This window comes from Pseudomonas sp. TWI628 (assembly GCF_039673865.1).
Taxonomy (GTDB): Bacteria; Pseudomonadota; Gammaproteobacteria; order Pseudomonadales; family Pseudomonadaceae; genus Aquipseudomonas.
Map to the genome: position 1 here is coordinate 93,674 of NZ_JBDJMM010000020.1, position 23,190 is coordinate 116,863.

The following is a 23,190-nucleotide window of genomic DNA, read 5'->3' on the forward strand; positions in this document are numbered from 1 at the left end:
GAGAGGTTTAGGAAACGGCCTACTTGAATCAGGGAAAAGTCGATGGGGGCAGCTATTGGCGTTGTATTTCCAGGGGAGCAGTCTGGGGCGCCATGAAAACCATCCGTCGCCTGTCCGAGGAAGTGTCCCCGATGCCCGATAAACCTTTGGCCCTGATCGATACGCCCCAGGGTTATAGCGCCTGGCTAGCTGATCTGAAACTCCGTATTCATAAAGCCCAGCAAAAGGCCAGCCTTGCCGTGAATCGAGAGCTGGTAGGGCTTTACTGGCGTCTTGGGCGAGATATCGTCGAACGCCAAGCTGCTCAAGGTTGGGGAGCCAAGGTCATAGAGCGGCTGGCTCATGACCTGAAAACCGCCTTCCCCGCGATGAAGGGCTTCTCTCGAGCCAATCTGATGTACATGCGAGCGTTTGCTGAAGCTTGGCCAGATGAGGCAATTGTCCAACAGGCTGTTGGACAATTGCCTTGGGGGCACAATCTGGTGTTGCTGACGAAGCTCAAGAAGTCGGACGAGAGGCTTGCATATGCGGTGCGGGCATCGAAGTGCGGGTGGTCGCGATCAACCTTGCAGATGCACATTGAGTCCAGATTGCTGGAGAGGGAAGGCAATGCCACCTCTAATTTTTCAGCGCGGTTACAATCCCCTGGCACTGACCTGGCTGGTCAATTTCTCAAGGATCCCTACCTGTTCGACTTCCTGAATGTTGCTCAGGAAGCCAGTGAGCGAGAGATCGAAGCAGCACTGGTAGAGCACATCACTCAGTTTCTGCTTGAGTTGGGAGCAGGTTTTGCCTTCGTTGGACGACAGGTACATGTGGAAGTTGGAGGTGATGACTTTTACATCGATCTGCTGTTTTATCACCTGAAGCTGCGCTGCTATGTGGTGATAGAGCTGAAGGCCGAAAAGTTCAAGCCGGAGCATCTTGGGCAACTTAGCTTTTACCTCACGGCAGTTGACTTACAGATGAAGCTGGAGCAAGACAACCCCACGATTGGCTTGCTGCTCTGCAAAGGCAAGAACAAGGTGGTCGCCGAGTACGCCTTGCGTGGCAAGGCTCAGCCGATTGGTGTCGCCGAATTTCAGTTGACCGATGCGTTGCCGGAAGAGCTACAGACAAGCTTGCCCAGTATCGAGCAGATCGAGCGGGAGCTGGCTAGTCGTCAACAGTGAATGCTGTTATCTGGGCCTGGCACGCGCAGGCCCGCACTCTTTCAGCAATTGATCCCAATCGTCTGGAGGGTGGCCGGTCAGCAGCATCTTCTGAAAGACCTTGTAAGCGTCGTCGCTGCTGTCGTAGGCCCGCTTGCACGATTCGTCATTGACCCAGGCCAGCACGATGATCCGACTGGCGGCGTGGTAGCGAAAGAACAACCGGTACTGCTGGAAGAACTTTGCTCTGAACCAGTGCTTGTGGTCGCCACCCAGTGTTGTGCCTTGCCGGTACTCCACTTTGGTCGGGTCCTGCGGAATCACATCAAATGCCAAGCGCCTGATGGCCGCCAGCCGCTTGAAAGCATTCTTCGTCGTGTAACCCGCCGGGTCTTTCTGCATCTGGGCCTGAACTTGCGCGCTGAGCGCTTCCAGTTTGGCCAGGAACAGCGGGTGGGCAAAGACAGTCCATCCATGAATTACAAGCGGCTTCCTGTTCGCATCACTCATTCATCTTCCGCCGACAGAGGTTGATCCAGGTCGACCTCTGCATCACCCACGAGTTTGTCGAGGCGAGCGATGAGGCCAGCATCGACAACCTGCAGCCGTTGAGGATTGGTTGCGATGTCGTGAGCCAGAAAATTCAGGAACTGGCCTAGCACGGGATCGTCCTCGGTTGCCTCTGCGCGGGTGAGTATTACCCCTCCGTCAGGGCGAATCGAGTAATGGATCTTGTCACGCTTTTTCAAACCTAAAGCACGACGCACGGTTTCAGGAACGGTGGTCTGGTAGCGATCGGTAAGCGTGGACTCGACTTCGAAAGTGGTAGCCATGGGCAGTGTCCATAGAGATACAACGATGCCCATCAAGGTAATGCGATTGCATTGCCTGGTCAATGCAGATGCATTACCTGACTGATCAACGGTTCAAGCAGCCCCCACCAACACCGGTACCTTGACCCGGTCAATCACCTTCGTGCTAATCGACGGGTCCAGCAACCGCCCCAGCCGCGACAAGTGGCGGTGGCCCATGATGATCAGTTCGCAGTCCAGTTCCTGTGCCTTGGCGACGATCGCCTCGACCGGCTGCCCGGCCACCATGCAGCCGTGGCTGCTGAAGCCGGCTTGTTGCAGCAGCTCCACCGCTTCGGCCACGGCGCGGTCGCCCAAGCGTTGCTCCTCGCAGGCGGCGGGGTATTCCTCCAGTTCCTCGGCGGTGTAGGGCGCGGGCTTGGCGTGCACGGCGAAGGTCGAGTCGATGGCCAGCAGCACATGCAGTTCGTGTTCGCCGGGGCGGCAGTAGCGGCGGGCGAGGGTGAGCAGGGCAGTGGAGGCGGGGGAGGCGTCGATGGCGATCAGGACGGGGCTGGGCATGCGGGATCCTTGGCTGAGGCTGGCTGATGTGCCAATGCTTCATTTATGGCCGAACATGGCCATTGAATAAATGCCCCACCACGCACGAGCGCATTGCGTCTGGTGCAATCCGCCAACCTGCTACCATCGCCTTTCCCCACAGCTGTAACGGAAAACGGCCATGCAACTCCCGGACATGAACCTGCTTGTCGCCCTCGATGCCTTGCTCGACGAAGGCAGCGTGGTCGGCGCCGCGCAGCGCATGAACCTGAGCCCGGCGGCGATGAGCCGTACCCTGGGGCGTATCCGTGAGGCCCTGGGCGACCCGATCCTGGTGCGCGCCGGCCGTGGCCTGGTGCCGACGCCGCGGGCGCTGGCCCTGCGCGAGCAGGTGGCGGCGCTGGTGGAGCAGGCCGGCGAGGTGTTCCGCAGCGCCGATGAAGTCGACTTGTCCAGGCTCGATCGCGCCTTCAACATTCGCACCAATGACCTGTTCATCGCCTTGTATGGCGCCCAGCTGCTGCGGCGCATGCATGAACAGGCGCCGCGCACGGTGCTGCGCTTCGTACCGGAAAGCCCCGGCGGCGATGACGACAGCGTGCTGCGCGATGGGCGCACCGACCTGATCATCAGCTCCACCGTCGACCTGGGCCCGGAGATCAAGGTGCAGAGCCTGTTCCAGACTTACTATGTAGGCCTTGCCCGACGCGATCATCCGATCTTCGACCAAGCGATCACGCCGACCAGCTTTGCCAGTTATCCACAGATCAGCGTGTCCCGCCGTGGTCGCGCCAACGGGCCGATCGATGTCGAACTGGCCAATTTCAAGGTGCAGCGACGGGTAGCGCTGATCACCCCGAGTTTTCACTCTGCGCTGTTCTCGCTGCCGGATTCCGACCTGATCCTGCCCATGCCAGCCAATATCCTCAACAGCGTGCACAAGCTCGGGCTGCCGTTACGCTCGTTCGAGATCCCGGTTCCCTTGGAGCGGGTGACGGTGCTGCAGGCGTGGCACCCGCGCTTTCACAACGACCCGGCGCATCGCTGGCTGCGGCAGACCTTGAAGGCCTGTTGCAGCGTCGACCCCTGAGCCGGATTGCGCCTGGCGCAACATAAACCTGCCGAGAAGTCAGTTTTCGTCAGCATTCGACCTTCTTAGACTGGCTCCAGTCGCAAATTTGTTGCTGGAGATGTCTGCCCATGAGTTCCCTGTCCGCCCCTTCTGCCGCGATTGCTGCCGCCCCCGCGCCGGCCGCGCCTGCGCAGACGGCGTTCGGCCTGCGGGTGGTGGTCGGGCTGTTCGGTGTATTGCTGGCGGTGCTCTGCGCCGGCCTCAACGAGTCGGTCACCAAGATCTCCCTCGCCGATATCCGCGGTGCCATGGGTATCGGTGCCGACGAAGGTGCCTGGCTGCTGGCCGTGTACAGCGCCGCCTCGGTGTCGGCCATGGCTTTCGCGCCCTGGCTGGCCACTACCTTCTCCCTGCGCCGCTTCACCATGAGCGCGGTCGGCCTGTTCGCCGTGCTAGGGCTGCTGCAACCGTTCGCCCCTAACCTGCACAGCCTGATGCTGCTGCGCGTGCTCCAGGGCTTCGCCTCGGGGGCCTTGCCGCCGATGCTGATGAGCGTGGCGCTGCGCTTCCTGCCACCCGGCATCAAGGTCTACGGCCTGGCCGGCTACGCCCTGACCGCCACCTTCGGGCCCAACCTCGGCACGCCGCTGGCGGGCTTGTGGACCGAGTACGTCGGCTGGCAGTGGGCGTTCTGGCAGATCATCCTGCCCTCGGCACTGGCCATGTTCTGCGTCGGCTGGGGCCTGCCGCAGGACCCATTGCGCCTGGAGCGCTTCAAGCAGTTCGACTGGCGCGGCGTGTTGCTCGGCTTGCCGGCTATCAGTTGCATCGTCCTCGGCCTGTCGCTGGGTGACCGCTGGGGCTGGTTCGATTCGCCGCTGATCTGCTGGTTGCTGGGCGGTGGCGTGCTGCTGCTGGTGCTGTTCATGTACAACGAGTGGTCCGAGCCGCTGCCGTTCTTCCAGCTGCGCATGCTGCAGCGGCGCAATCTCAGCTTCGCCCTGCTGACCCTGGCCGGGGTGCTGATCGTGTTGTCCGGCGTGGGCAGCATTCCGTCGGCGTACCTGGCGCAGATCCAGGGCTACCGCCCGGCGCAAACCAGCCCGCTGATGATGCTGGTGGCCATGCCGCAGCTGATCGCCCTGCCGCTGACCGCTGCGCTGTGCAACATCCGGGCGGTGGACTGCCGCTGGGTACTGGCTACCGGCCTGGCGATGCTGGCGGTGTCGTGCGTGGGCAGCAGCCTGCTGACCAGCGAGTGGATTCGCGGTGATTTCTACCCGTTCTACCTGCTGCAGGTGTTCGGCCAGCCGATGGCCGTGCTGCCGCTGCTGATGCTCTCCACCAACGGCATGACCCCGCCGGAAGGCCCGTTCGCCTCCAGCTGGTTCAACACCGTCAAAGGCCTGGCCGCAGTGATTGCCGGTGGCTTGCTGGATGCCTTGGGCACCCTGCGCCGGCACTTCCATTCCAACCACCTGGTGGACAGCCTGGGCAACGCCCCGCTGATCGACGACAACGCTGTGGGCCTTGCCAAGCGCATTCACGACCAGGCGCTGGTGCTGACCTCGGCCGACCTGTACCTGGTCATGGCCTGCATCGCCGTGGCACTGATCTGCCTGATTCCTTTCGTGCCTACCCGGGTCTATCCGCCGCGCGCGGTGGCCTGAACCCTGGATGAATTCGAGACACTGAACATGACCAACAACCGTAAAACCCTTCTCATCGGCTCGGTGCTCGCCGTGGCCGTGCTGGCCGGAATCGTCGGCCCCTGGCTGTTTGGCAGCGACCATCGACAGAGCACCAATGATGCCTACGTGATCGCCGATTACACCGTGGTCGCGCCCAAGGTCGCCGGCTTCATCAAGGAGGTGCTGGTCGAAGACAACCAGCAGGTCCAGGCCGGCCAGTTGCTGGCGACCATCGATGCCCGTGATTATCAGGCCGCGCTGGATGCTGCCCAGGCCCAGTTGTTGGTGGCCAAGGCGCAAAGCGCCGATGCCCGCGCCACCCTGGAGCGCCAGGCGGCAGTGATTGCCCAGGCCCAGGCGGCGGTGACGGCGGCCCAGGCCGAAGCGGCGTTCGCCGACCATGAGGTCAACCGCTACAGCCGCCTGGCCGAGCAGGGCGCCGGTACCGTGCAGAACGCCCAGCAGGCGCGCAGCCGGGTCGACCAGGCCCGTGCGCGGCTGGCCAATGCCCAGGCGGCGCTGCTGGCAACACGCAAGCAGGTGGACATCCTCACGGCCCAGGTGGCCAGCGCCGATGGCCAGTTGAAACGCGCCGAAGCCGGCCTGGAGAAGGCCCAGCTGGACCTGTCCTACACGCGCATCATCGCGCCGGTCGACGGCATGGTCGGCGAGCGCGCACTGCGCGTCGGCGCCTTCGTCAACCCGGGGGCACGCCTGCTGTCGGTGGTGCCGCTGCAGCATGCCTATGTGGTCGGCAACTTCCAGGAAACCCAGCTGACCCATGTGCAGCCAGGCCAGCCGGTCCGCATCAGCGTCGACACCTTCGCCGGTGAAACCCTCAAGGGCCATGTCGAGAGCATCGCCCCGGCAACCGGCGTGACTTTCGCTGCGGTGAAACCGGACAACGCTACCGGCAACTTCACCAAGGTGGTGCAGCGCATTCCGGTGAAGATTGTTTTCGATGACGGCCAACCGCTGCTCGAACGCCTGCGTGTGGGCATGTCGGTCGAGGCAACCATCGACACCCACGGCGACAAACTGGCCGGCAAAGAGGTGAGCGCCCGATGAAACCTGCCGTACGTTTCAGCCCGCTGCTGCTGGCCGTGCTGCTGGCCGGCTGCACCCTCGGGCCGGACTTTCAGCGCCCCGACAGCCAAGCACCACAGCAATGGGCAGCGCTGCAAGGCCAAGCCGCTGCCAGCCAGCCACAAGCCGAGCCGCTGGAACTGCGCTGGTGGGAAACCTTTCATGATGCCCGCCTGAGCGCACTGATCCAGCGCGTTGCCGACAACAACCTCGACCTGCAGATGGCCAGTGCCCGCCTGCTGCAAAGCCGCGCCCTGCGAAGCACGGTGGCGGCCGATGAAACGCCATCAGTCGATGCCAATGTCGGTTACAGCCGTGCCCGCAACAGTGCCGAAGGCCTGAGCGACCCGTCTGGCAATGCCGGCAAGTCAGCCTTCAACCTCTGGCAGGGCGACCTGGTGGCCGGTTGGGAGCTGGACCTCTGGGGCCGTGTGCGGCGCCAGGTGGAAGCGGCCGATGCCACCGTGGAAGTGGCCGAGAACGACCGCCGTGGCGTGCTGCTGGCGCTGCTCTCGGAAACGGCCGGCAACTACATTCAGCTGCGTGCCGTGCAGCACACCCTGGACGTGACCCGTGACAACCTCAAGGTCGCCGAGCACAGCCTTAAGCTTTCCCAGGATCGCCAGGCCGAAGGTGTCGCCACCCGGCTCGACGTGGCCCAGGCCAGTGCCCAGGTGGCGTCCATCGAGGCGCGTCTGGCAAGCCTTGAAGCTCGGCGCGACGACCTGATCAACGCCCTCAGCCTGCTTGCCGCCGAACCGCCGCGCAGCCTGCAGGCCGATTTGCTGCAGGGCGGTGAGCTGCCGGCGCCGCAGCAGAAGTTCGCCATCGGCCTGCCGTCCGAGCTGGCCGAACGGCGCCCGGACATCCGCCAGGCCGAAGCGCGCCTGCATGCCGCCACCGCGAGCATTGGTGTCGCCAAGGCCGATTTCTACCCCAGCATCCGTCTGTCTGGCAGCGTCGGTTTCCAGGCCATGCAACTGGCAGATTTTGGCGGCTGGGATTCGCGTCGCTTCGCCTTCGGCCCGCAGCTGTCGCTGCCGATCTTCGAGGGGGGCCGGCTCACGGGCACCCTGGAACTGCGCGAGGCGCAGCAGCAGGAAGCAGCGCTCAACTACCGCAAGGTGGTGCTCGGCGCCTGGCACGAAATCGACGATGTGCTACGCCTGTACAACGCCAGTCAGTTACGTCGTGATCACTTGGCCGAAGCGGTGCGGCAGAACCGCATCGCCTTGGAGACCGCACAGCGCCAGTATGTGGAAGGGGCGGTGGACTTTCTCAACGTGCTGACCGTGCAGGGGGCCTTGCTGGCCAGCGAAGAGCAGTGGATCGACAGTTCTGCAGCGGTGTCGCAGGCGCTGGTGGGGCTGTACAAGGCCCTGGGCGGTGGCTGGCAGGCGTTCGATGAGCAACCCCAGCATTCTCACAGCTAGAGAGGGAGCACAGATGCACATTACCTTGAACGGCAAGCGCGCCATCGTCAGCGGTTCCACCGCCGGCATCGGCCTGGCCATCGCCATCGGCCTGGCCGAGGCGGGCGCCGAAGTGGTACTCAACGGCCGTACCCAGGCCCGTGTCGATGAAGCACTCAAGGTGGTGCGTGAGCGGCTGCCGCAAGCGCGCATCATCGGCATCGCCGCTGACCTGGGCACCCAGGAGGGCGCGCAGAAGCTGTTCGACCAGGTGCCGCACACCGATATCCTGGTCAACAACCTCGGCATCTTCGAGCCCAAGCAGTTCTTCGAGATCATTGATGCCGACTGGCAGCGCTTCTTCGACGTCAACGTGCTCAGCGCCGTACGCCTGTCACGCCATTACGCCCCGGGCATGGCGGAACGCAAGTGGGGGCGGGTGATCTTCCTGTCCAGCGAGTCGGCGTTGCAGATCCCGACCGAGATGATTCATTACGGCATGACCAAGACGGCGTTGCTGGCGGTTTCCCGTGGCCTGGCCGAGACCCTGGCCGGTACCGGGGTGACCGTGAACGCGGTGCTGCCGGGGCCGACCCGCTCGGAGGGCGTGGGCGACTTCTTTGCCAAGCTGGCGCAGGAGCAGGGGGTTTCCAGCGATGAACTGGAGGCCAACTTCCTCGCCGAGCACCGGCCGACTTCGCTGATCAAGCGGCTGGCGACGGTGGAAGAGGTGGCCAACATGGTGGTGTACCTGGCATCGATGCAGGCCAGTGCAACTACCGGGGCTGCCTTGCGGGTAGATGGCGGGGTGCTGCGCTCCATTGCCTGATTCTCCGCTGCCTATGCTGGCCCTTTCGCGGGTAAACCCGCGAAGAGGCCGACACCGACATCAGAGTGGGCGCAGTAGCCCGAAGCGCTTGCGCAATGCCCAATCCAGCAACCGCCGCGGCAGCAAGCGGGCCATCAGCGGCAGCGCCGTGCTGCCATTGCCCAACCGCACCACCCCCGGCACCGGCGACTTGCCAACTGCCGTCAACACGCCCTGGGCAAACTCCGCCGCCGACATCGGCTTGTCCTGCGACGCCCGCGCCCGTGCCTGCACATGCTCGCGCAGCGGCCACCACGCCGAATCCGCCGCCAGCACCTGATTGGCCTGGCGCTGGGCATTGCTGGCGAACTGCGAGGCAATCGCCCCCGGCTGCACTTCCATCACCTGGATACCGAACGGCGCCAGCTCCAGGCGCAGGGCGTCGCTCAGGGCATGCACGGCGGCCTTGGACGCGCAGTAGGCCCCTGCGAAGGGCGTTACCAGCACCCCCGAGACACTGCCGATGTTCACCACCAAACCGCGTGCACGGCGTAGCAACGGGAACAGGGCGCGGGTGACCCCGACCACGGCGAAGACGTTGGTCTCGAACTGCTGGCGCAGGGCATCGACGCCGCCGTCGAGCAACGGGCCCATGGCGCCGTAACCGGCGTTGTTGATCAACATGTCGAGGCGCCCGTGTTGCGCTTCCAGCTCATCGGCCAGGCGCCTGAGCGCTTCGCCATCGTTCACGTCCAGTTGCCGTGCGGTGAAGCCGGCGGCGGACAGTTGCTCGACATCGTCGGGTTTGCGGGCCGTGGCCCAGACTTCGTGGCCGGCATCGCGGAAGGCGTCGGCCAGGGCGCGGCCGATGCCGCTGGAACAACCAGTGATCAGGACGGTGGGCATGGAGTAAGCCTTCGATTAATTGGCGAATGAGCCTTGCAGGTGTTCAGCGCGAAATTCCAGGGTCTGCGGCCGGTAACCGGAGCGCAGTGGCGGCAGTGGCAGGCAGTCCTTCCACTCGGCCCCTGGCTGCAGTTCACCTGGGCCACGGTAGCGCGGTGCGTTGTAGGTGTTTTCCGCCAGGTTCACGGTATCGCCCGGCGCATACGCCGCCACGCGCCAGCGCAGTTCGGTCAGTGGCACCTGGTTGCCGTTCTTCATGCGCACTTGCAGGGCGCGGTCGGCGGGGCAGTGTTCGGGGGCGTAGCTCAGGCGCAGGTCCAGGCGTGCCAGTTGCGAGGCTTCGCGGGTGTCCTGCCAGATGACGAACGATGCCACCAGGCCGAGGCCACAGATAGCCGCCAGGGTGATCGGCAGGGCCTTGGCCGGGTAGCGCAACAGCAGCACCAGCCAGGTGAGGATGAGAAAGGCACCGATGATCATGGGGCAGGCAGACCTTGGTTGCGCAGGTCTGACCATCGTAGCGCCAAATCGGGCTGGCCTCAAAAGGAAGGGGCCGCATGCGCGGCCCCTTGGGTGTTGCTTACTGCGCGATGGTCTTCACCGAAATGCCACGCTCGACCGGCGTGGACGTACGCCCATAGACATCCTCGAAGCGCTCGATGTCGTCCTCGCCGAGGTAGCTGCCGGACTGCACCTCGATGATCTCCAGGGGGATCTTGCCCGGGTTGCGCAGGCGGTGGACCGAGGCGATCGGGATGTAGGTCGACTGGTTCTCGGTGAGCAGGAACACGTTCTCGTCACAGGTCACCTCGGCGGTGCCGGACACCACGATCCAGTGCTCGGCGCGGTGGTGGTGCATCTGCAGCGACAGGCTGGCGCCCGGCTTGACGGTGATGTGCTTGACCTGGAAGCGGCCGCCCATGTCCACCGAATCGTACGAGCCCCACGGGCGATACACTTCCAGGTGGTTCTGGGTTTCGCTGCGGCCCTGCTCGTCGAGGGTCTTGACCATCTGCTTGACGCCCTGGACCTTGTCCTTGTGGGCGATCATCATCGCGTCCTTGGTCTCGACCACGACGATGTTCTCCAGGCCGATCACCGATACCAGCTTGCCGTTGCCGTGGATCATGCAGTTGCGGCTGTCCTGCACCACCACGTCGCCCTTGGTGACGTTGCCGTCGGCATCCTTGTCGTGCACTTCCCACAGCGACGACCAGCAGCCCACATCGCTCCAGCCGGCCGACATCGGCACCACGCAGGCACGCTGGGTCTTTTCCATCACCGCGTAGTCGATGGAGTTGTCCGGGCAGCAGGCGAAGGTGGCTTCGTCGATGCTCAGCACGTCGCCATCTTCGTCGCTGCGTTCCAGGGCCAGCAGGCAGGTGTCGTAGATATCGGAGTCGTGCTTTTTCAACTCCTCGAGGAAGCGGCTGGCACGGAACAGGAACATGCCGCTGTTCCAGAAGTAACCCCCGGCGGCGACGAACTCGGCGGCGCGCTTCTCGTCGGGCTTCTCGACGAACTGGGCGACCCGGGCCACGCCTTCAGGCAACAGCGCGTCCTGGCTGGAACGGATGTAGCCATAGCCGGTTTCCGGTTTGGTCGCCGGCACGCCGAACAGCACCATCTCGCCGCGCTCGGCCGCCACGGTGGCCAGGGCCAGGGCGCGTTGCAGGGCCTTCTGGTCGTCGATCACGTGGTCGGCGGGCAACACCAGCATCAAGTCGTCACGGCCTTCGTTGACCAGTTTCATGGCGGTCATTGCCACCGCTGGTGCGGTGTTGCGACCGAACGGCTCCATCAGGATGCCCTGGGTTTCCAGTTTCAGCGCCGCGAGCTGCTCCTGGACGATGAATTTGTGGTCCTTGTTGCAGACCACGATCGGGGTGTCCATGCCTTCGAAGCGCAGGCGCTCGATGGTCTGCTGGAACAGGGTGTGTTCACCGGTCAGCGCCAGGAACTGCTTGGGGAACTGCTTGCGCGACAGAGGCCACAGACGGGAACCGCTACCACCAGAAAGAATTACCGGGATCATCATGTTTCTCCAATAGTCGTTATGAGGCAGGGGGATCAGTTGCTAGCCACGGGGCGAGTTACCCACACCGGCGACAAGTTGCTGCCGGAACCCGTTACGTACAGCACGGCCGCTTCGCCACGCTCCAGGGCGACCGGTTTCAGGTCGCTGACTTTCTTGTTGCCTTCGAACAAGGCCAGGTTGACCTTGACCGGATTGATCTCACGTTCGCCACGGCCCTTGGTGGCCACCGCCGGCACCACTTCGGTCTTGCCGTCGGCGGTCTTCAGGGTTACCGCCTGGTCGCTCAGGTTCTGCACGCGCACCAGGGCTTTCTGCTTGTTCTTGAACGGTGGTTCTTCGATCAGCTGCGGGCTGCCGCTGCTGCTGTTGACCAGGGTGTAGTACTTGTCCGCGGCCAGCTTCACCGGCACGCTCTTGCCGCCGACCTGGGCGGTGTAGTCACCACCCGGCAGGAAGCTGAAGTCGCTGCTGGCCTGGGCGCCGACCTGTTTGATCTGGGTGTTGCCGACGCTGGCCGCAGCCGGGGCGCTGGCGGCGTTGTACAGGCGCACGAAGGTCGAGCCTTTCGGCGCGCTCGGGCCGTACAGGGCGGCGTCGGCACCGGCGAAGGCCTGCATGGAAGCAAGGGAAAGGCCGGCCGCGAGGGTGAGGGCTTTGGCAATGGAAGTCTTGGTAGTCATGTGCATTTCCTCTCTATCGATCAGTGATTCGTCCGGGTGGACGACAAGGCCAGGTTTTCTTCGGATTTACGGGAGTTCTTCAGTTGCGCGATCCACTGCGGATCGAAGCTGCTGAGGTCGTTGGTCATTGGCAGATAACGTTCGGGGAATTCCCACACCACCACTTGTGGCGCGGCGTTCTTGAAGGCATCGCTCTGCAGGTACTTGAGCATCGGCAGCAGCGGGCCGTGGCCGTCTTCGGCGTAATTGGCGACGTCGCTGTGCAGCGCCTGCTGCAGCGCGCCGAGGAAGTTCCAGTGCGGGTTGGCGCTGTAGCTGGTGCCCACCAGGGCGACCGGGATCTGGCTGTCGGCGAACAAGGCGTCGCCGCCTGCGCCTTCGGCCTCGGCTGGACGCGTGGTGCGTTGCTGCAGGTTGTCCGGGGCCGGCAGCAGGTTGCTGAACAGCGGGTCCAGGGGCAGGAAGTTGGTCAGGTCGCCCTTGTACGGGGCGGTGTTGCCGGCTTCGGTGATGAAGGTCTGCGGGTCGCCGTTGAGCAGGCTCTGGCGGCTGACCGCCTCGGCCAGCGCCTGCGCTGCCACTTCGGCGCCCATCGGCGTCCAATGGGTGTCGGTGCGCAGGAACACCTGGCCACGGGCCTTGGCCTGTTCCAGTGCAGCCATCAGGTCAGGGGCGAACACGTTGGCCTGGCGCGCCTGGGCATGGAACCGGTTGTACAGGTCGTCATGCAGGCTGGCGGGTTGCTCCTTGCCAATGTATTCGGAATACACCCGTGCCTTGGCCGGGATGATCGCCAGCACCAGCTGGCTGCCATGCTTCTGCAGGGTGTCACGCACACCGCGGATCAGTGCCAGGTTGTCTTGCATCAGTTGCTCGGCACCGGCGGTGGGCTTGAACTCTTCGTCGCTGAACAGCCACTGGTCGCGGCCCAGCACCACGCCCGGGCGGCCTTCGTTGAACAGCTTGAAGTCCAGCGCGGCCCAGAGGTTGGTGCCCAGGCGCTTGATCGGGAACTGGTCGTCGTAATGGGTCTCGGCGGCCTTGGCCAGCTTGCCGTTGAGCAGGGTCATCTGCTCGGTGCGGTGGAAGCTCTCGAAGCCACCGGTGGACCAGGCGCCCATGCCCACCAGCAGGCCGAGGAACGACAGGGAATAGGTGACGCGTAATGTCCGGGTCATGTCATCCACCTCAGAACTGGAAGTACAGGAACGGCGAGTAGCTTTGCGCCGAAAGCTTGAGGATCGAGGCCACGAACAGCAGCAGGATCAGGGCGCGGGTCATCACCCGGGTCCAGTCCAGGCCGATCGAGCCGTCGGCATTCACCTGCACCGGGGTGGCCTTGGCGGCTGGCTTGGCGTTGCGGTAGAAGTCGCGCAGGCCGAAGAACGCCAGGGTGAGGTAGGCAATCACCAGGGTCGCTACCTGCAGGCCGGTGAGCTGGGCGCGGTTGAGTTCCGACAGCTGCCACTCGCCGAAGCTGAACATGGCGCCGTACATGCGGGCGGCGACGTGCAGGTTCTCGGCGCGGAAGATCACCCAGCCGACCACCACCAGCAGGAAGGTGAAGGCCCACTTGACCGGGTTGAAGCGCTGCGGGTTGGTGTCGATGCCCAGCGCCCGCTCGATCGCCAGCCACATGCCGTGCCAGGCGCCCCAGATGATGTAGGTGAAGTTGGCACCGTGCCACAGGCCGCCCAGCAGCATGGTCAGGAACAGGTTGCGGTAGGTGTTGAAGGTGCCTTTGCGGTTACCGCCCAGGGTGATGTACAGGTAGTCGCGCAGCCAGGTCGACAGGCTGATGTGCCAGCGCCGCCAGAACTCGGTGATCGACTGGCTGATGTACGGCTGCTTGAAGTTTTCCATGAAACGGAAGCCCATCATCAGCCCCAGGCCGATGGCCATGTCGCTGTAGCCGCTGAAGTCGAAGTACAGCTGCGCGGTGTAGGCCAGGGCGCCGAGCCAGGCGTCGCCGGTGGTCGGGTTCTGCAGGGCAAAGCAATGGTCGGCCACCACCGCCAGGGTGTCGGCGATGAACACTTTCTTGATGAAGCCCTGCATGAAGCGGGTGCAGCCTTCAGAAAACTTGTCCAGGGTGTGGGTGCGGTTGTTGAACTGGTCGACCAGGTCCTTGAAGCGCAGCACCGGGCCTGCGATCAGGTGCGGGAAGATCGCCACGAACGCCGCGAAGTCGATCAGGTTGCGGGTGGCCGGGGTGTCGCCGCGGTACACGTCGATGATGTAGCTGATCGACTCGAAGATGTAGAACGAGATACCGATCGGCAGCAGCACGTGGGTGAGGATGAACGGTTCCAGGCCGAACGAGCTGATGATCGCGTTGAGGCTGTCGACGCCGAAGTTGGCGTACTTGAAGTAGCCGAGGATCGCCAGGTCCACGCCGACGCCGAGCAGCAGCCAGCGCTGGGCCGGCTTGGTGCGCACGCCGGCGGCGCCGACTTTCAGGCCGATCCAGTAGTTCCACAGGGTTACGCCGGCGAACAGGGCGAGGAAGTCGACCCGCCACCAGGCATAGAAGATGTAACTGGCGACCAGCAGCAGCAGGTTGCGATAGCGTTGCCCGCTCAAGTAGTACAGGCCGAGGAAGATCGGCAAGAACAGGAACAGGAACACGTTGGACGAGAAGACCATCCCGGTTCTCCTTGTTGTTCACAGCATCCGGGGCACAGCGCCCCCCAAACCCCCCACGCAAAAGGTGGGGGGACCTAGCCCCCGTGGGGGCGCGTTATTGCTTCGATTCCGCGCTCGGGTCGTAGACCCGGGTCATGTCACCGCCGAGCCTGAAACTGTTGAACGGCTGCATGTGCTGCTTGCGCTGCAGGGTGTCGCCGACGCAGTGGTACAGCGCGCACCAGGGCTCGAGCCAGGAGTACTTGCTGTCTACCTTGAGGTCGGTCAGGTCCTGCTTCTCGCCGGCCCGCTCCTTGAAGTGGCTTGGGTCGCGGGCCCCGGCCAGTACGCCTTCGCCCAGGCGTTGCAGGGCGAAGTTGTTCTCGGCGCGCAGGTCCACGCCGTTGGCCTGAGCGAAGCTGGCGATCATCGCCAGCGGCGGCAGGGCGTAGTTGTGATAGGCGAGGGCGCGCTGCTTGCGCTTGACCTCGTTGGGCAGGAAGCCCTGGTCATCGACCTGGTTGGCGCCGATCTTGTATTCCTTCACGGCCCAGTCGAACAGGTCGCGGCGGTCGGTGGCCACGGCGGTGGCCATCACCGACCAGGCAGCCCAGTAGCTGTGGTTGTTGATCTTCTCCAGCGGCAGGTCGCTCCAGTCGCGCACGGTCTGTTCGGCGAGGCGGGCGAACCACTTCTCGATCAGCTCGGCCTCGGCCTGGTGAGCGGCCAGCGGCTGCGAGTCGGAGAACTTCAGGCGCAGCCACGACCCGCTCATGCTGCCCAGCGCCCATTTGCGCATGGACTTGCCGGTGTGGTTGTAGTCGGTGGACAGCAGCGCATCGGCGCGTGCCCAGGTACCGAGCCAGGCCAGGGTGCAGTCCAGTTGCGCCGGGCGGCCGTCACGCATGTACTGGCCAACCATCTTGCTCACGCCCTTTTCGAGCGTGGTGATGTCCTCGGTGGACTTGCGGAAGGCTTTTTCCGAGGCGACGTTGAGCGTTGCCCGGGCCTTGTCCGAGCCTTCGTACTTGCTGCGGAACTGCAGCGCTCCGGTGTACGGCTTGGGGGCCGGATCGCAGCGGAAGTTGCCGTCACCGGTCTTGAGCTTCTCGATGCCCTCGTAGTAACCCTGCGGTGGCACCAGCGCGGCCTGTGCGGCGCCGCCGAACAGTGCAAGGGTGAGCAGGGCGGGGCTGAAGACTCGCTTGAGCATGGTCATGATCGCCTCACTGGCCGGCCTGCGCGGTCTGCGCGGGCACGGCGAAGTTGTTGCGTTTGCAGAGCTTGGCTTCGACTTTCTGGGTGCCGCTTTCCGGCCCCTGGACTTCGAAGGCCAGCAGGTTCTGGCTGGCCCAGTCCTCGTCTTCGCGCATCTGGAAAACGAAGCGGCCATCGGTGTCGGAGGTTTCCGGCTTCTCCAGCTTGATGTCCTCGTGGCGGCCGTTGAGGTACCACAGGGTCGCTTGCAGCACCTTCACCGAAGGATCTTCGAACTTGATGTCCATCTGCAGGTTGCGGTTGACCAGGTCCTTGATCACGCCGCCCTTGCCGTTGACCATCAGCTCGTTCTTGCCGGGTTTGAGTGTGGTGCTGGCGCTCATCAGCGCCGGGCGCGCATCGCAGCCGTCGTCGAGCAGGCCGAGAATCTGCCGCCAGATGGTTTCCTGGTCCAGGCGGTACAGCGGCGAGAATTCCCAGATGAGGATCTTCGGTGGGTTCTTCTGGAACTCCTCGCTGCCCAGGTACTGGATCATCGAACCTTCCAGGCCACCACCGGGGAAGGCAACGTTGAGCACGTCGGCGCCGATGTACTGTTCAAGGAAGCCGCTGAAGTTGTAGTTCTTGCCACTGTGGCTGGTGCCGACCAGGGTGATCTGGGCGTTGCCGCTGTCACCGAACAGGTCGTCGCCGCCGCCGTCCGAGCCTTTCGGCTCGGTGGCGAACTGGTCCATGTACTGCACTGCGTAGCTGGTACCGCAGAGCTGGCCGGCCACATTGTGCAGGGTGCCGGTCTTGCCCATGCGCCCGGACTTGTGGGTTTCGAATTCCTTGCGCGGGATGCCTTCGAAGGCCGGCATCTTGTGCACCGTGTCGGCCACGATTTTTGCCGCGCGCTCGGCGCCGTATGGCGTCCAGTGCTGGTCACCGCGGAAGTAGAAATCCTTGCCCTGGTCGGCAGCGGCCAGCTGCTCGTTGGTCAGCGGCGACAGGTCGGGCACGTTGTAGCCCATGCTGGCGAAGCGCTTGAGCATGGCCTGGTAGTTGCCCAGCGCCTTCTGGTAGTCGAAGGCAGCTTTCTCTTCAGGCTTGAGCATGTTGCGGTTCACCAGGCCGCGGGTCGGCTGGTAGACCACGACCAGTTCCACACCGCGCTTCTTGAATGCATCGTGCACCTGCTGCAGGCGCTTGTAGCCGGCCGGCGTGGTGTTGAACTCGGTACGCAGGTCTTCGCGGGTACGGAACAGCCAGTCGCCCTGGGCCTGCACCAGCGTGGTGAAGTTCTGCTGGTAACGGGTGGTGTAGCGGCTGGCGTCATGCGCCTCGGGGCACAGCTGGCAGCAAGGCTCGGCGGTGAAGGTCGGGGCCTTCACTTCGTCGGCGCGCACGCCCTGGCTGATGGCCAGGAGGGCGGCGGACAGGCCCAGCAGTTTCATCAGGTGTGGAGTCATGGTCTGGGCTTCCTTAATCGATCATTTCGGTCTGGCGTTCGACCGGGTCGATCAGCACGGCCTTCTGCTGGCGCACCAGCAGGTCGAGGATTTCGTCCTGGCGCTCGCCGAGGATGCCGTTGAGGCTGATGCCGCTGGATTTGCGCGGGGCGAGCATGGACACCTTGTACAGCTCGACCGACAACGGCGAGTCGATCGACAGCGGGCCGGAACCGTTGGCCGCCAGCTCGCCGCCGACCACGATCAGCGACACCTTGGTGTCGAACGGGTCGAGGGCGATGTCGCGGTCGGTGTCGGACAGGTCCTTGATGTGCCCGTACACGCCGACCAGGCCGTTGGCCATGGCGATGTTTTCGTACAGGCGGATGTTCACGCTGTTGCGCACGCGGATGCCGTGGCGACGGTTGTTGATCAGCTTGTTGCCCCAGATCAGGTTGTCGCCGCTCTCGTACAGGGTGATGCCGTCGGTGTGGTTGCGGTAGATCTCGTTGTAGGCGATCAGGTTGTTGACGCTGTTACGGTCGATCACCACGCCCGAGAGCTTGTTGTCGTAGCTCTTGTTGTTGATGATCCAGCTGTCGTTGACCTCACGCGAGACGATGATGCCGTGCTTCTTCTTGGTGCCGTATACGGTGTTGCCGGCGATGATCAGGCGGTGCGAACGGTCGTGCGGGTCGATGCCGTAGACGATGTTGTCGTGGTAGGTGTTGTCCTTGACCACGAAGTCGGAGGTCTCGTAGCAGTAGAAGCCGTACCACATGTCACTGAACGTCGAGCCGATGATCCAGCCGGTCGGTTCCGCGCGGCCCATGCGCTTGGACATGTTCGGCGTGTACTGCGAGATGCTGACGCCGTACGACTTGGACTTGGCATAACCGAAGCTGGCCATCGTGGTGTTGACGATGTAAGTCTCGGTACCGCCCCACGACAGCAGGAACGGGCGAAACTCCTTGGGCGAGCGGAAGGTCGCCGGGCCGTTGTCCTTCTCGCGCCAGCCGGTCACCTGGGTGTCGGTGACGAACAGCTTGCCGTCGTTGACCAGGAACGCGCCGCCTTCCTGCGACAGGCGCAGCTGCTTGACCTTGCCGTCGATCTCGAGAATACCCTTCTGCCCGACCACGATCGGCAGGCGCGCCAGGTACACGCCTGGCTCGACTTCGCTGAGGTACTGCTTGGGTACCTTCTTGCTCAGCTCGACCAGGTCGACATGGCCGTCATCGATGAAGATCGCCTGGGGAATGCCATGCTGGCGCTGCACCCACTCGGCGGCCTTGTTGTCGCCGCCGACGAATTCCTTGAGGGTGTCCTCCTGGAACATGCGGCGCACGCTGACCTTGCCCTTGTGGCGGCGGTCGATCTTCTTCTGCACCGCTTCGGCGGTGTAGCCGGTCAGGTCGGGCAGCTTCGGCGGGTCCATCTGCAGCGGCTCGATCGGTGCGCTGGCCACGGTATAGGTCTTGGCCTGCTGCAGCTCCTTGGCGATCACCTTGGGCTCTGCGGCGACAGCCAGGCCGCTAGCCAGCAGCAAAGCGCTGGCCAGGAGGCTGTGACGGATGTGCGGGTGAAGGTTCATCAGGGGTCTCCCGGCCTCAGAAGCGCCAGATCACGTCGACGAAGGCGCGGTGCATGTACGAGTCGGCTTCCTTGCCATAGGCATCGCCCGGCTTGAACACACCGGCACGCAGGCGCACCAGGGCGGAAGGCTCGTCGATCGCCTGGCTCATCGAGGCCGGCAGCAGGCCTTGCTTGAAGTACTTGGTGACGACCACGTCCATTTCCTGGCCGAGGTCTTTCTCGCCATCGACCAGTTGGCGGTTCACGCCGTTGTCGTCGACCACCGCGTTGATGCCGCTGGAACCGATGTTCTGGTTGCCATCGACGCGCCAGAACTTGTGGTAGATGAGGCTGGCGTCGTAGTCGTCGCGCAGCTGCCAGGAGGCGAACAGGGTGGCCGCCTGCAGGTTGCCCAGCTCGCCGCGGAAGGCTTCGCCGAAGCGGTGCACGCGCGAGCGGGTGCCGGTGAAGTTGGAGCGGTTGCTCTCAAGGCCGGTCTGCTCGAAGTTGTTCGAACCGTCGTCGCCGCCGCCGCCGCTGCCGCGGGCATAGGCTGCACCGACCTGCCATTGCGGGTCCAGGCGCAGGCGGATGCCGAGGTCGGTGGCCCAGGCGTTGACGTTACCGCTCTGCTTGCCGGTGGCCACGGTCTGGTCGCCGACGGTCTGGCTGCTGAGGGTGTCGCGGTCACCGGTCAGCCAGGTGACGCTGCCCCAGTAGTTGACGGTGTGGTCGTTGCGCCAGTTGTAGGCGTCGCTGTTGGCTTCCAGGCCCAGCCAGGTGAGGTCACCGGTGCGGGTCTTGTCCAGCGCGTCAACGGTCTCGCCCGGGTTCTTCAGGCTGCCGCTGTCATGGGTGTGGTGGGCGCGCACACCGACCCAGTGGCCAGGGGTCCACTGCGTGGCGACGTTGCCGTAGATGTGGGTGCGGTCCTTGTCTTCCGGGGCCAGCTCGGTAAGGTCGGTGCGGTATTCGCTGAAGCGCTGGGCCACGCCCAGGTCGGCCTTGAGCAAGGTGGTGTCGAAGGTCCAGTTCAGCGCTTCGATGTTGGTGTCGCGCCACATGCCGTCGTCGCTGCGCAGGCGCTGGCGGCCCAGGCGCAGCTGCTCGCCGGGGTAGGCGGTGAGGCCGCTGTAGCCGACCCAGAATTCGCGCATGGCCAGGTAGCTCTTGTCCTGCTTGCGGCCGTCGGCGGCGGTGTCGGTGCTGGTGCCGTCATCGTTCTGGCGCAGGGTGTCGGTTTCGATGGTGTCGGTGGCGGTGACCGCCTGGCCCATGGCGTAGGCGCTCCAGTTGCCGCGCTCGCCGTACACCCAGGGGCGCAGGTCGAGGCCCAGGCCGTTGACGTCGCCACCAGGGCGGGTGCCGAGGTCACGGTCGTCTTCCGACTGGCCGGTGATTTTCACATCCAGGCCGAAGTTCTTTTCAGCGGTCATTTCCGCCAGGGTCGGGCAGGACCACAGCAGGGCGAAGCTCAGGCCGATGCCGGCTTTCACGAATGGATTGAGCGTCATAGCGAGTCCTCACCTTCTACTTCTTTTTCGTCGTCTTGCAGGGCTTCGAGGGCCAGGGTGCTGTTGGCGCCCTGAGCCATGCTGCCGCGGGCCTGTTTTTCCTGCGCCAGCAGGCTCTGCGCCTGGCTGCGCTGGTCAGGCGTGAGTTGCTGGTCGAGCTGTTGCAGCAGTTCGCTGGACTGTGGCGTCGGGTTGGCCTGGGCCAGCTGGGCGAACACCCAGGCGTTACCCGGTTGCGGGCGGATGCCATGGCCTTCGCTGAACAGCTGGGCGAGGGCGTAGTCGGCGCTGTTCTGGCCGCCACGGGCGGCAGTCAGCAGGTGGTCGACAGCCTTCTGCGGCTCGACCTTGCCCAGGTAGCCACGGCGGTACAGCTGGCCGAGGTAGTAGTGGGCGCTGACTTCGCCAGCGTCGGCGGCGGCCTGCAGGTGTTGCTCGGCCTTCTGTGCATCGGCGGGCAAGGTCTTGCCTTCGTAGTACAGGCGGCCCAGCAGCAGTTCGGCGCGTGGTTGTTCGGCCTCGCGGCCCTTGTCGATGTAGGCCATCAGCTGGTCGGTGTCGCCCAGTTCGGGGAAGTCGTACAGCAGCTGCGCCAGGCTGACCCAGGACGCCGGGTTGGCCGGGGCAACCTGTTCGAGCAGGTCCTTGGCGGTTTTCTCGTCGGTCTGGCCGAGGCTGCGGTCAGCCAGCACGCGGGCGACGCTGTCGACCCGGGTGGCCGGCACCGCGCCACGGGCATAGGCGGATTTGAGCTGGCCGAGCAGGGCAGCCTGTTGGTCGGCCTGGCCGCGCTTCTGGTACACGGTGGCCAGCTCGACGTAGCAGATGTCGGTGCTGTTCAGCGCGGCCTTGCAGATCTTCTCGACGTCACCCAGGTGCTGGTCGTAGGTGCCCTGGGTGCGATACAGCAGCACCTGGGCCAGGCCCGCTTCCGGGTTGCCGGCGGCGCGCCACTGGTCGATCTGTTGCTGGGCGTTGACCTTGGGGAAGCTCTGCGGGTAGGTCAGGTAGAGCATCGCCAGCGGGATCAGCGTATTGCTTTCACCTTGCCTGGCGGCCTGCTTGAGCAGGGTTTCGGCCTCTTCACGCTCGGCCTGGGTGCTGTCGGGCTTGGCCACCAGCAGGCGGCCGAGACGCGCCTGGGCACGCGGCGAGGTGGAAGCGGCAGCGCGGTAGGTGGCTTCGGCTTCACGGATTTTTGCCGGGTCACGGGTGGCCACCTTGATGTCCGCCAGGCCCACTTGGGCGTCGCTGTAACCCAGGTCGGCCAGTGCCTTGTAGTTGCGCTCGGCCAGCGCGGTGTCACCGCGCTTGAGGGCTTCGTTGGCCAGGCGCTGGTCGGGCAGGCCCGCACAGCCGGCCAGGGCGACCGCTGCAGCCAGGGCACAGAGGCCCAGGCTTGCGCTTTTCTTATGGGGAATCATCACGAGATCCTCTTACAGACCGCGGGCCACGGCTTTATCGATCAGCCAGTTCAGCGAAGGGCCACGGTCGCTGTTGACCGAGGCCGGGCGGCCGGCGAGCTCGGCCGGCATGGCGCTGTCGGGCTTGATCTGCACGCGGATGTCGGAGGCCAGGTCCTCGCTGTTGAGGCTGGCGCTGCTGACGATCTGGCCGGTGCGCACGTCGTCTTCGCCGGCTACCTGGAAGTTGACCCGGGTGCCTGGCTTGACCTCGTCGAACTGGCGATAGCTGAAGCGTGCCTCGACCATCGGGGTAGTGGTGCGCGGCACCAGCTGGAAGATCGGCTGGCCCTTGGCGGCGTACTGGCCGTCGTCCACCAGCTGGCGCGCGACCACGCAGTCGCAAGGGCTGGTGAGGGTGCCGGAGAGTTGCTTGCCGAACAGCTCCTCGATCTTCGCCGGCTCCAGCTGCGAGTCGTCCAGGTTGCCCTTGAGCATGTCCAGCATGCTGGTGGTGAAGCTGGCCAGCGGCGCACCCTTGACGATCTGCCCACCGGTTTCGGCCAGGCTGTTGACGGTACCGTCGCGTGGCATGGTGACGGTGGTGGTCGGCACGGCGACCACACCGGCTTCGGCATGGCTGACGAAGTACATGCCGTACAACGACTTGGCGACGAAGCCGAAGGCGGCCACACCGACCACGAAGACGCCGAGGGTCACGGTCACGGCCTTGAGACGGCCGAAGGCGGACAGGCCGGAGCCACCGTCCTTCTGTTTGCGCGCCTTGGTGAAGTTGTCGCGCTGCAGGGTGCTGAGCACGTCGCCGACAGTGATCAGCTCACCCGACAGGTGAGTGGTGATGATGTGGCGCAGGGTGGCGATGTCGCGCGGTTCGAGGTTCTGGAACTGCGCGCCGGTACGGCCGCTGCCGCTGTCGTAGGCACGCACCTGGAATTCGATGTCCATCGACAGGCCGAGGTTGTCGACCGTGAACTGCAGGCGACCGCGCAGCACTTCACCGACCGACAGTGGCTGTTTGGTGTGGAAGCTCAGGCCACCGGCGGAGAGGTCATCGACCTTCACATCGTGGGCCTGGCGCTCTTTGTCGAGGAAGCGCAGCTTGGCCGGGATGCGCACCCGGGCGTGTTGGCGCTGGGCTTCGGACTCATGCACGACGTTGACGTTCACGGCGGTATTCATCTGGGTTTGTTCCTGTTAGTTCCGATCCG

General features: G+C 64.3%; 21 protein-coding genes. 6 read left to right on the forward strand and 15 right to left on the reverse strand.

The features are described 5' to 3' along the window. Nucleotides 1–131 precede the first annotated feature (131 nt). Nucleotides 132–1,172, forward strand: coding sequence for a PDDEXK nuclease domain-containing protein (locus ABE528_RS17175; protein ID WP_346653607.1), 1,041 nt, complete (start codon nt 132–134; stop codon nt 1,170–1,172). Nucleotides 1,173–1,178: 6 nt separating this feature from the next. Here ABE528_RS17175 and ABE528_RS17180 read toward each other — a convergent pair whose 3' ends face one another. From ABE528_RS17180 to ABE528_RS17190, 3 genes are all read right to left on the reverse strand, one after another. Further along, on the reverse strand, nt 1,179–1,661 hold the full coding sequence (locus tag ABE528_RS17180; protein WP_346653589.1) for a type II toxin-antitoxin system YhaV family toxin: 483 nt from the start codon (nt 1,659–1,661) through the stop codon (nt 1,179–1,181). Next, entirely contained in the window at nt 1,658–1,984 is a 327-nt protein-coding gene (locus ABE528_RS17185) for a type II toxin-antitoxin system PrlF family antitoxin (protein ID WP_152954881.1), read from the reverse strand. The genes ABE528_RS17180 and ABE528_RS17185 overlap by 4 nt, the downstream gene beginning before the upstream one ends. Nucleotides 1,985–2,077: 93 nt before the next feature. Then, entirely contained in the window at nt 2,078–2,524 is a 447-nt protein-coding gene (locus ABE528_RS17190; protein ID WP_152954880.1) for a universal stress protein, read from the reverse strand. A gap of 160 nt (nt 2,525–2,684) precedes the next feature. Between ABE528_RS17190 and ABE528_RS17195 the strand changes: the two genes are divergently transcribed. From ABE528_RS17195 to ABE528_RS17215, 5 genes are all read left to right on the forward strand, one after another. Beyond that, nucleotides 2,685–3,593 carry a LysR family transcriptional regulator gene (locus ABE528_RS17195; protein ID WP_152954879.1) on the forward strand — a complete coding sequence of 303 codons (909 nt, stop codon included), beginning with the start codon at nt 2,685–2,687 and terminating at the stop codon, nt 3,591–3,593. A gap of 110 nt (nt 3,594–3,703) precedes the next feature. Continuing rightward, complete coding sequence (locus ABE528_RS17200; protein WP_346653590.1) at nt 3,704–5,245, forward strand: MFS transporter; 1,542 nt, start codon at nt 3,704–3,706, stop codon at nt 5,243–5,245. Nucleotides 5,246–5,272: 27 nt separating this feature from the next. Beyond that, nucleotides 5,273–6,334, forward strand: a complete 1,062-nt coding sequence (locus ABE528_RS17205) for an HlyD family secretion protein (protein ID WP_346653591.1) — start codon at nt 5,273–5,275, stop codon at nt 6,332–6,334. Continuing rightward, nucleotides 6,331–7,785, forward strand: coding sequence for an efflux transporter outer membrane subunit (locus ABE528_RS17210; RefSeq protein ID WP_346653592.1), 1,455 nt, complete (start codon nt 6,331–6,333; stop codon nt 7,783–7,785). The genes ABE528_RS17205 and ABE528_RS17210 overlap by 4 nt, the downstream gene beginning before the upstream one ends. A 13-nt stretch (nt 7,786–7,798) precedes the next feature. After that, the gene (locus ABE528_RS17215) at nt 7,799–8,593 is read left to right on the forward strand and encodes an SDR family oxidoreductase (RefSeq protein WP_346653593.1); all 795 of its coding nucleotides are present in this window, start codon (nt 7,799–7,801) and stop codon (nt 8,591–8,593) included. 60 nt (nt 8,594–8,653) lie between these two features. On the opposite strand, the gene ABE528_RS17220 is transcribed toward ABE528_RS17215, so the two are convergent. The 12 genes from ABE528_RS17220 to ABE528_RS17275 form a co-directional block, all read right to left on the reverse strand. Continuing rightward, entirely contained in the window at nt 8,654–9,478 is an 825-nt protein-coding gene (locus ABE528_RS17220) for an SDR family oxidoreductase (RefSeq protein WP_346653594.1), read from the reverse strand. 15 nt (nt 9,479–9,493) lie between these two features. Beyond that, nucleotides 9,494–9,958 carry a multidrug transporter gene (locus tag ABE528_RS17225; protein ID WP_346653595.1) on the reverse strand — a complete coding sequence of 155 codons (465 nt, stop codon included), beginning with the start codon at nt 9,956–9,958 and terminating at the stop codon, nt 9,494–9,496. 100 nt (nt 9,959–10,058) lie between these two features. Next, nucleotides 10,059–11,513 carry a mannose-1-phosphate guanylyltransferase/mannose-6-phosphate isomerase gene (locus ABE528_RS17230; RefSeq protein ID WP_152954910.1) on the reverse strand — a complete coding sequence of 485 codons (1,455 nt, stop codon included), beginning with the start codon at nt 11,511–11,513 and terminating at the stop codon, nt 10,059–10,061. Between the two features lie 35 nt (nt 11,514–11,548). After that, entirely contained in the window at nt 11,549–12,196 is a 648-nt protein-coding gene (locus ABE528_RS17235; protein WP_346653596.1) for an alginate O-acetyltransferase AlgF, read from the reverse strand. A 20-nt stretch (nt 12,197–12,216) separates the two neighbouring features. Next, a complete protein-coding gene (locus ABE528_RS17240; RefSeq protein WP_152954871.1) occupies nt 12,217–13,374 on the reverse strand; it encodes an alginate O-acetyltransferase in 1,158 nt (385 codons plus the stop codon). 10 nt (nt 13,375–13,384) lie between these two features. Next, entirely contained in the window at nt 13,385–14,842 is a 1,458-nt protein-coding gene (locus ABE528_RS17245) for an MBOAT family protein (RefSeq protein WP_152954870.1), read from the reverse strand. A gap of 94 nt (nt 14,843–14,936) precedes the next feature. Next, nucleotides 14,937–16,040 carry a mannuronate-specific alginate lyase gene (locus ABE528_RS17250; RefSeq protein ID WP_346653597.1) on the reverse strand — a complete coding sequence of 368 codons (1,104 nt, stop codon included), beginning with the start codon at nt 16,038–16,040 and terminating at the stop codon, nt 14,937–14,939. Between the two features lie 7 nt (nt 16,041–16,047). After that, nucleotides 16,048–17,490 carry an alginate O-acetyltransferase gene (locus tag ABE528_RS17255; protein WP_346653598.1) on the reverse strand — a complete coding sequence of 481 codons (1,443 nt, stop codon included), beginning with the start codon at nt 17,488–17,490 and terminating at the stop codon, nt 16,048–16,050. A 13-nt stretch (nt 17,491–17,503) separates the two neighbouring features. Further along, nucleotides 17,504–19,063, reverse strand: a complete 1,560-nt coding sequence (gene algG / locus ABE528_RS17260; protein ID WP_346653599.1) for a mannuronan 5-epimerase AlgG — start codon at nt 19,061–19,063, stop codon at nt 17,504–17,506. A gap of 16 nt (nt 19,064–19,079) precedes the next feature. Continuing rightward, entirely contained in the window at nt 19,080–20,558 is a 1,479-nt protein-coding gene (locus tag ABE528_RS17265; RefSeq protein WP_152954865.1) for an alginate export family protein, read from the reverse strand. Continuing rightward, nucleotides 20,555–21,982 carry an alginate biosynthesis TPR repeat lipoprotein AlgK gene (algK, locus tag ABE528_RS17270; RefSeq protein WP_346653600.1) on the reverse strand — a complete coding sequence of 476 codons (1,428 nt, stop codon included), beginning with the start codon at nt 21,980–21,982 and terminating at the stop codon, nt 20,555–20,557. Before algK ends, ABE528_RS17265 begins: the two co-directional genes overlap by 4 nt. Nucleotides 21,983–21,994: 12 nt before the next feature. Continuing rightward, the gene (locus ABE528_RS17275; RefSeq protein WP_346653601.1) at nt 21,995–23,161 is read right to left on the reverse strand and encodes an alginate biosynthesis protein Alg44; all 1,167 of its coding nucleotides are present in this window, start codon (nt 23,159–23,161) and stop codon (nt 21,995–21,997) included. Nucleotides 23,162–23,190 lie beyond the last annotated feature (29 nt).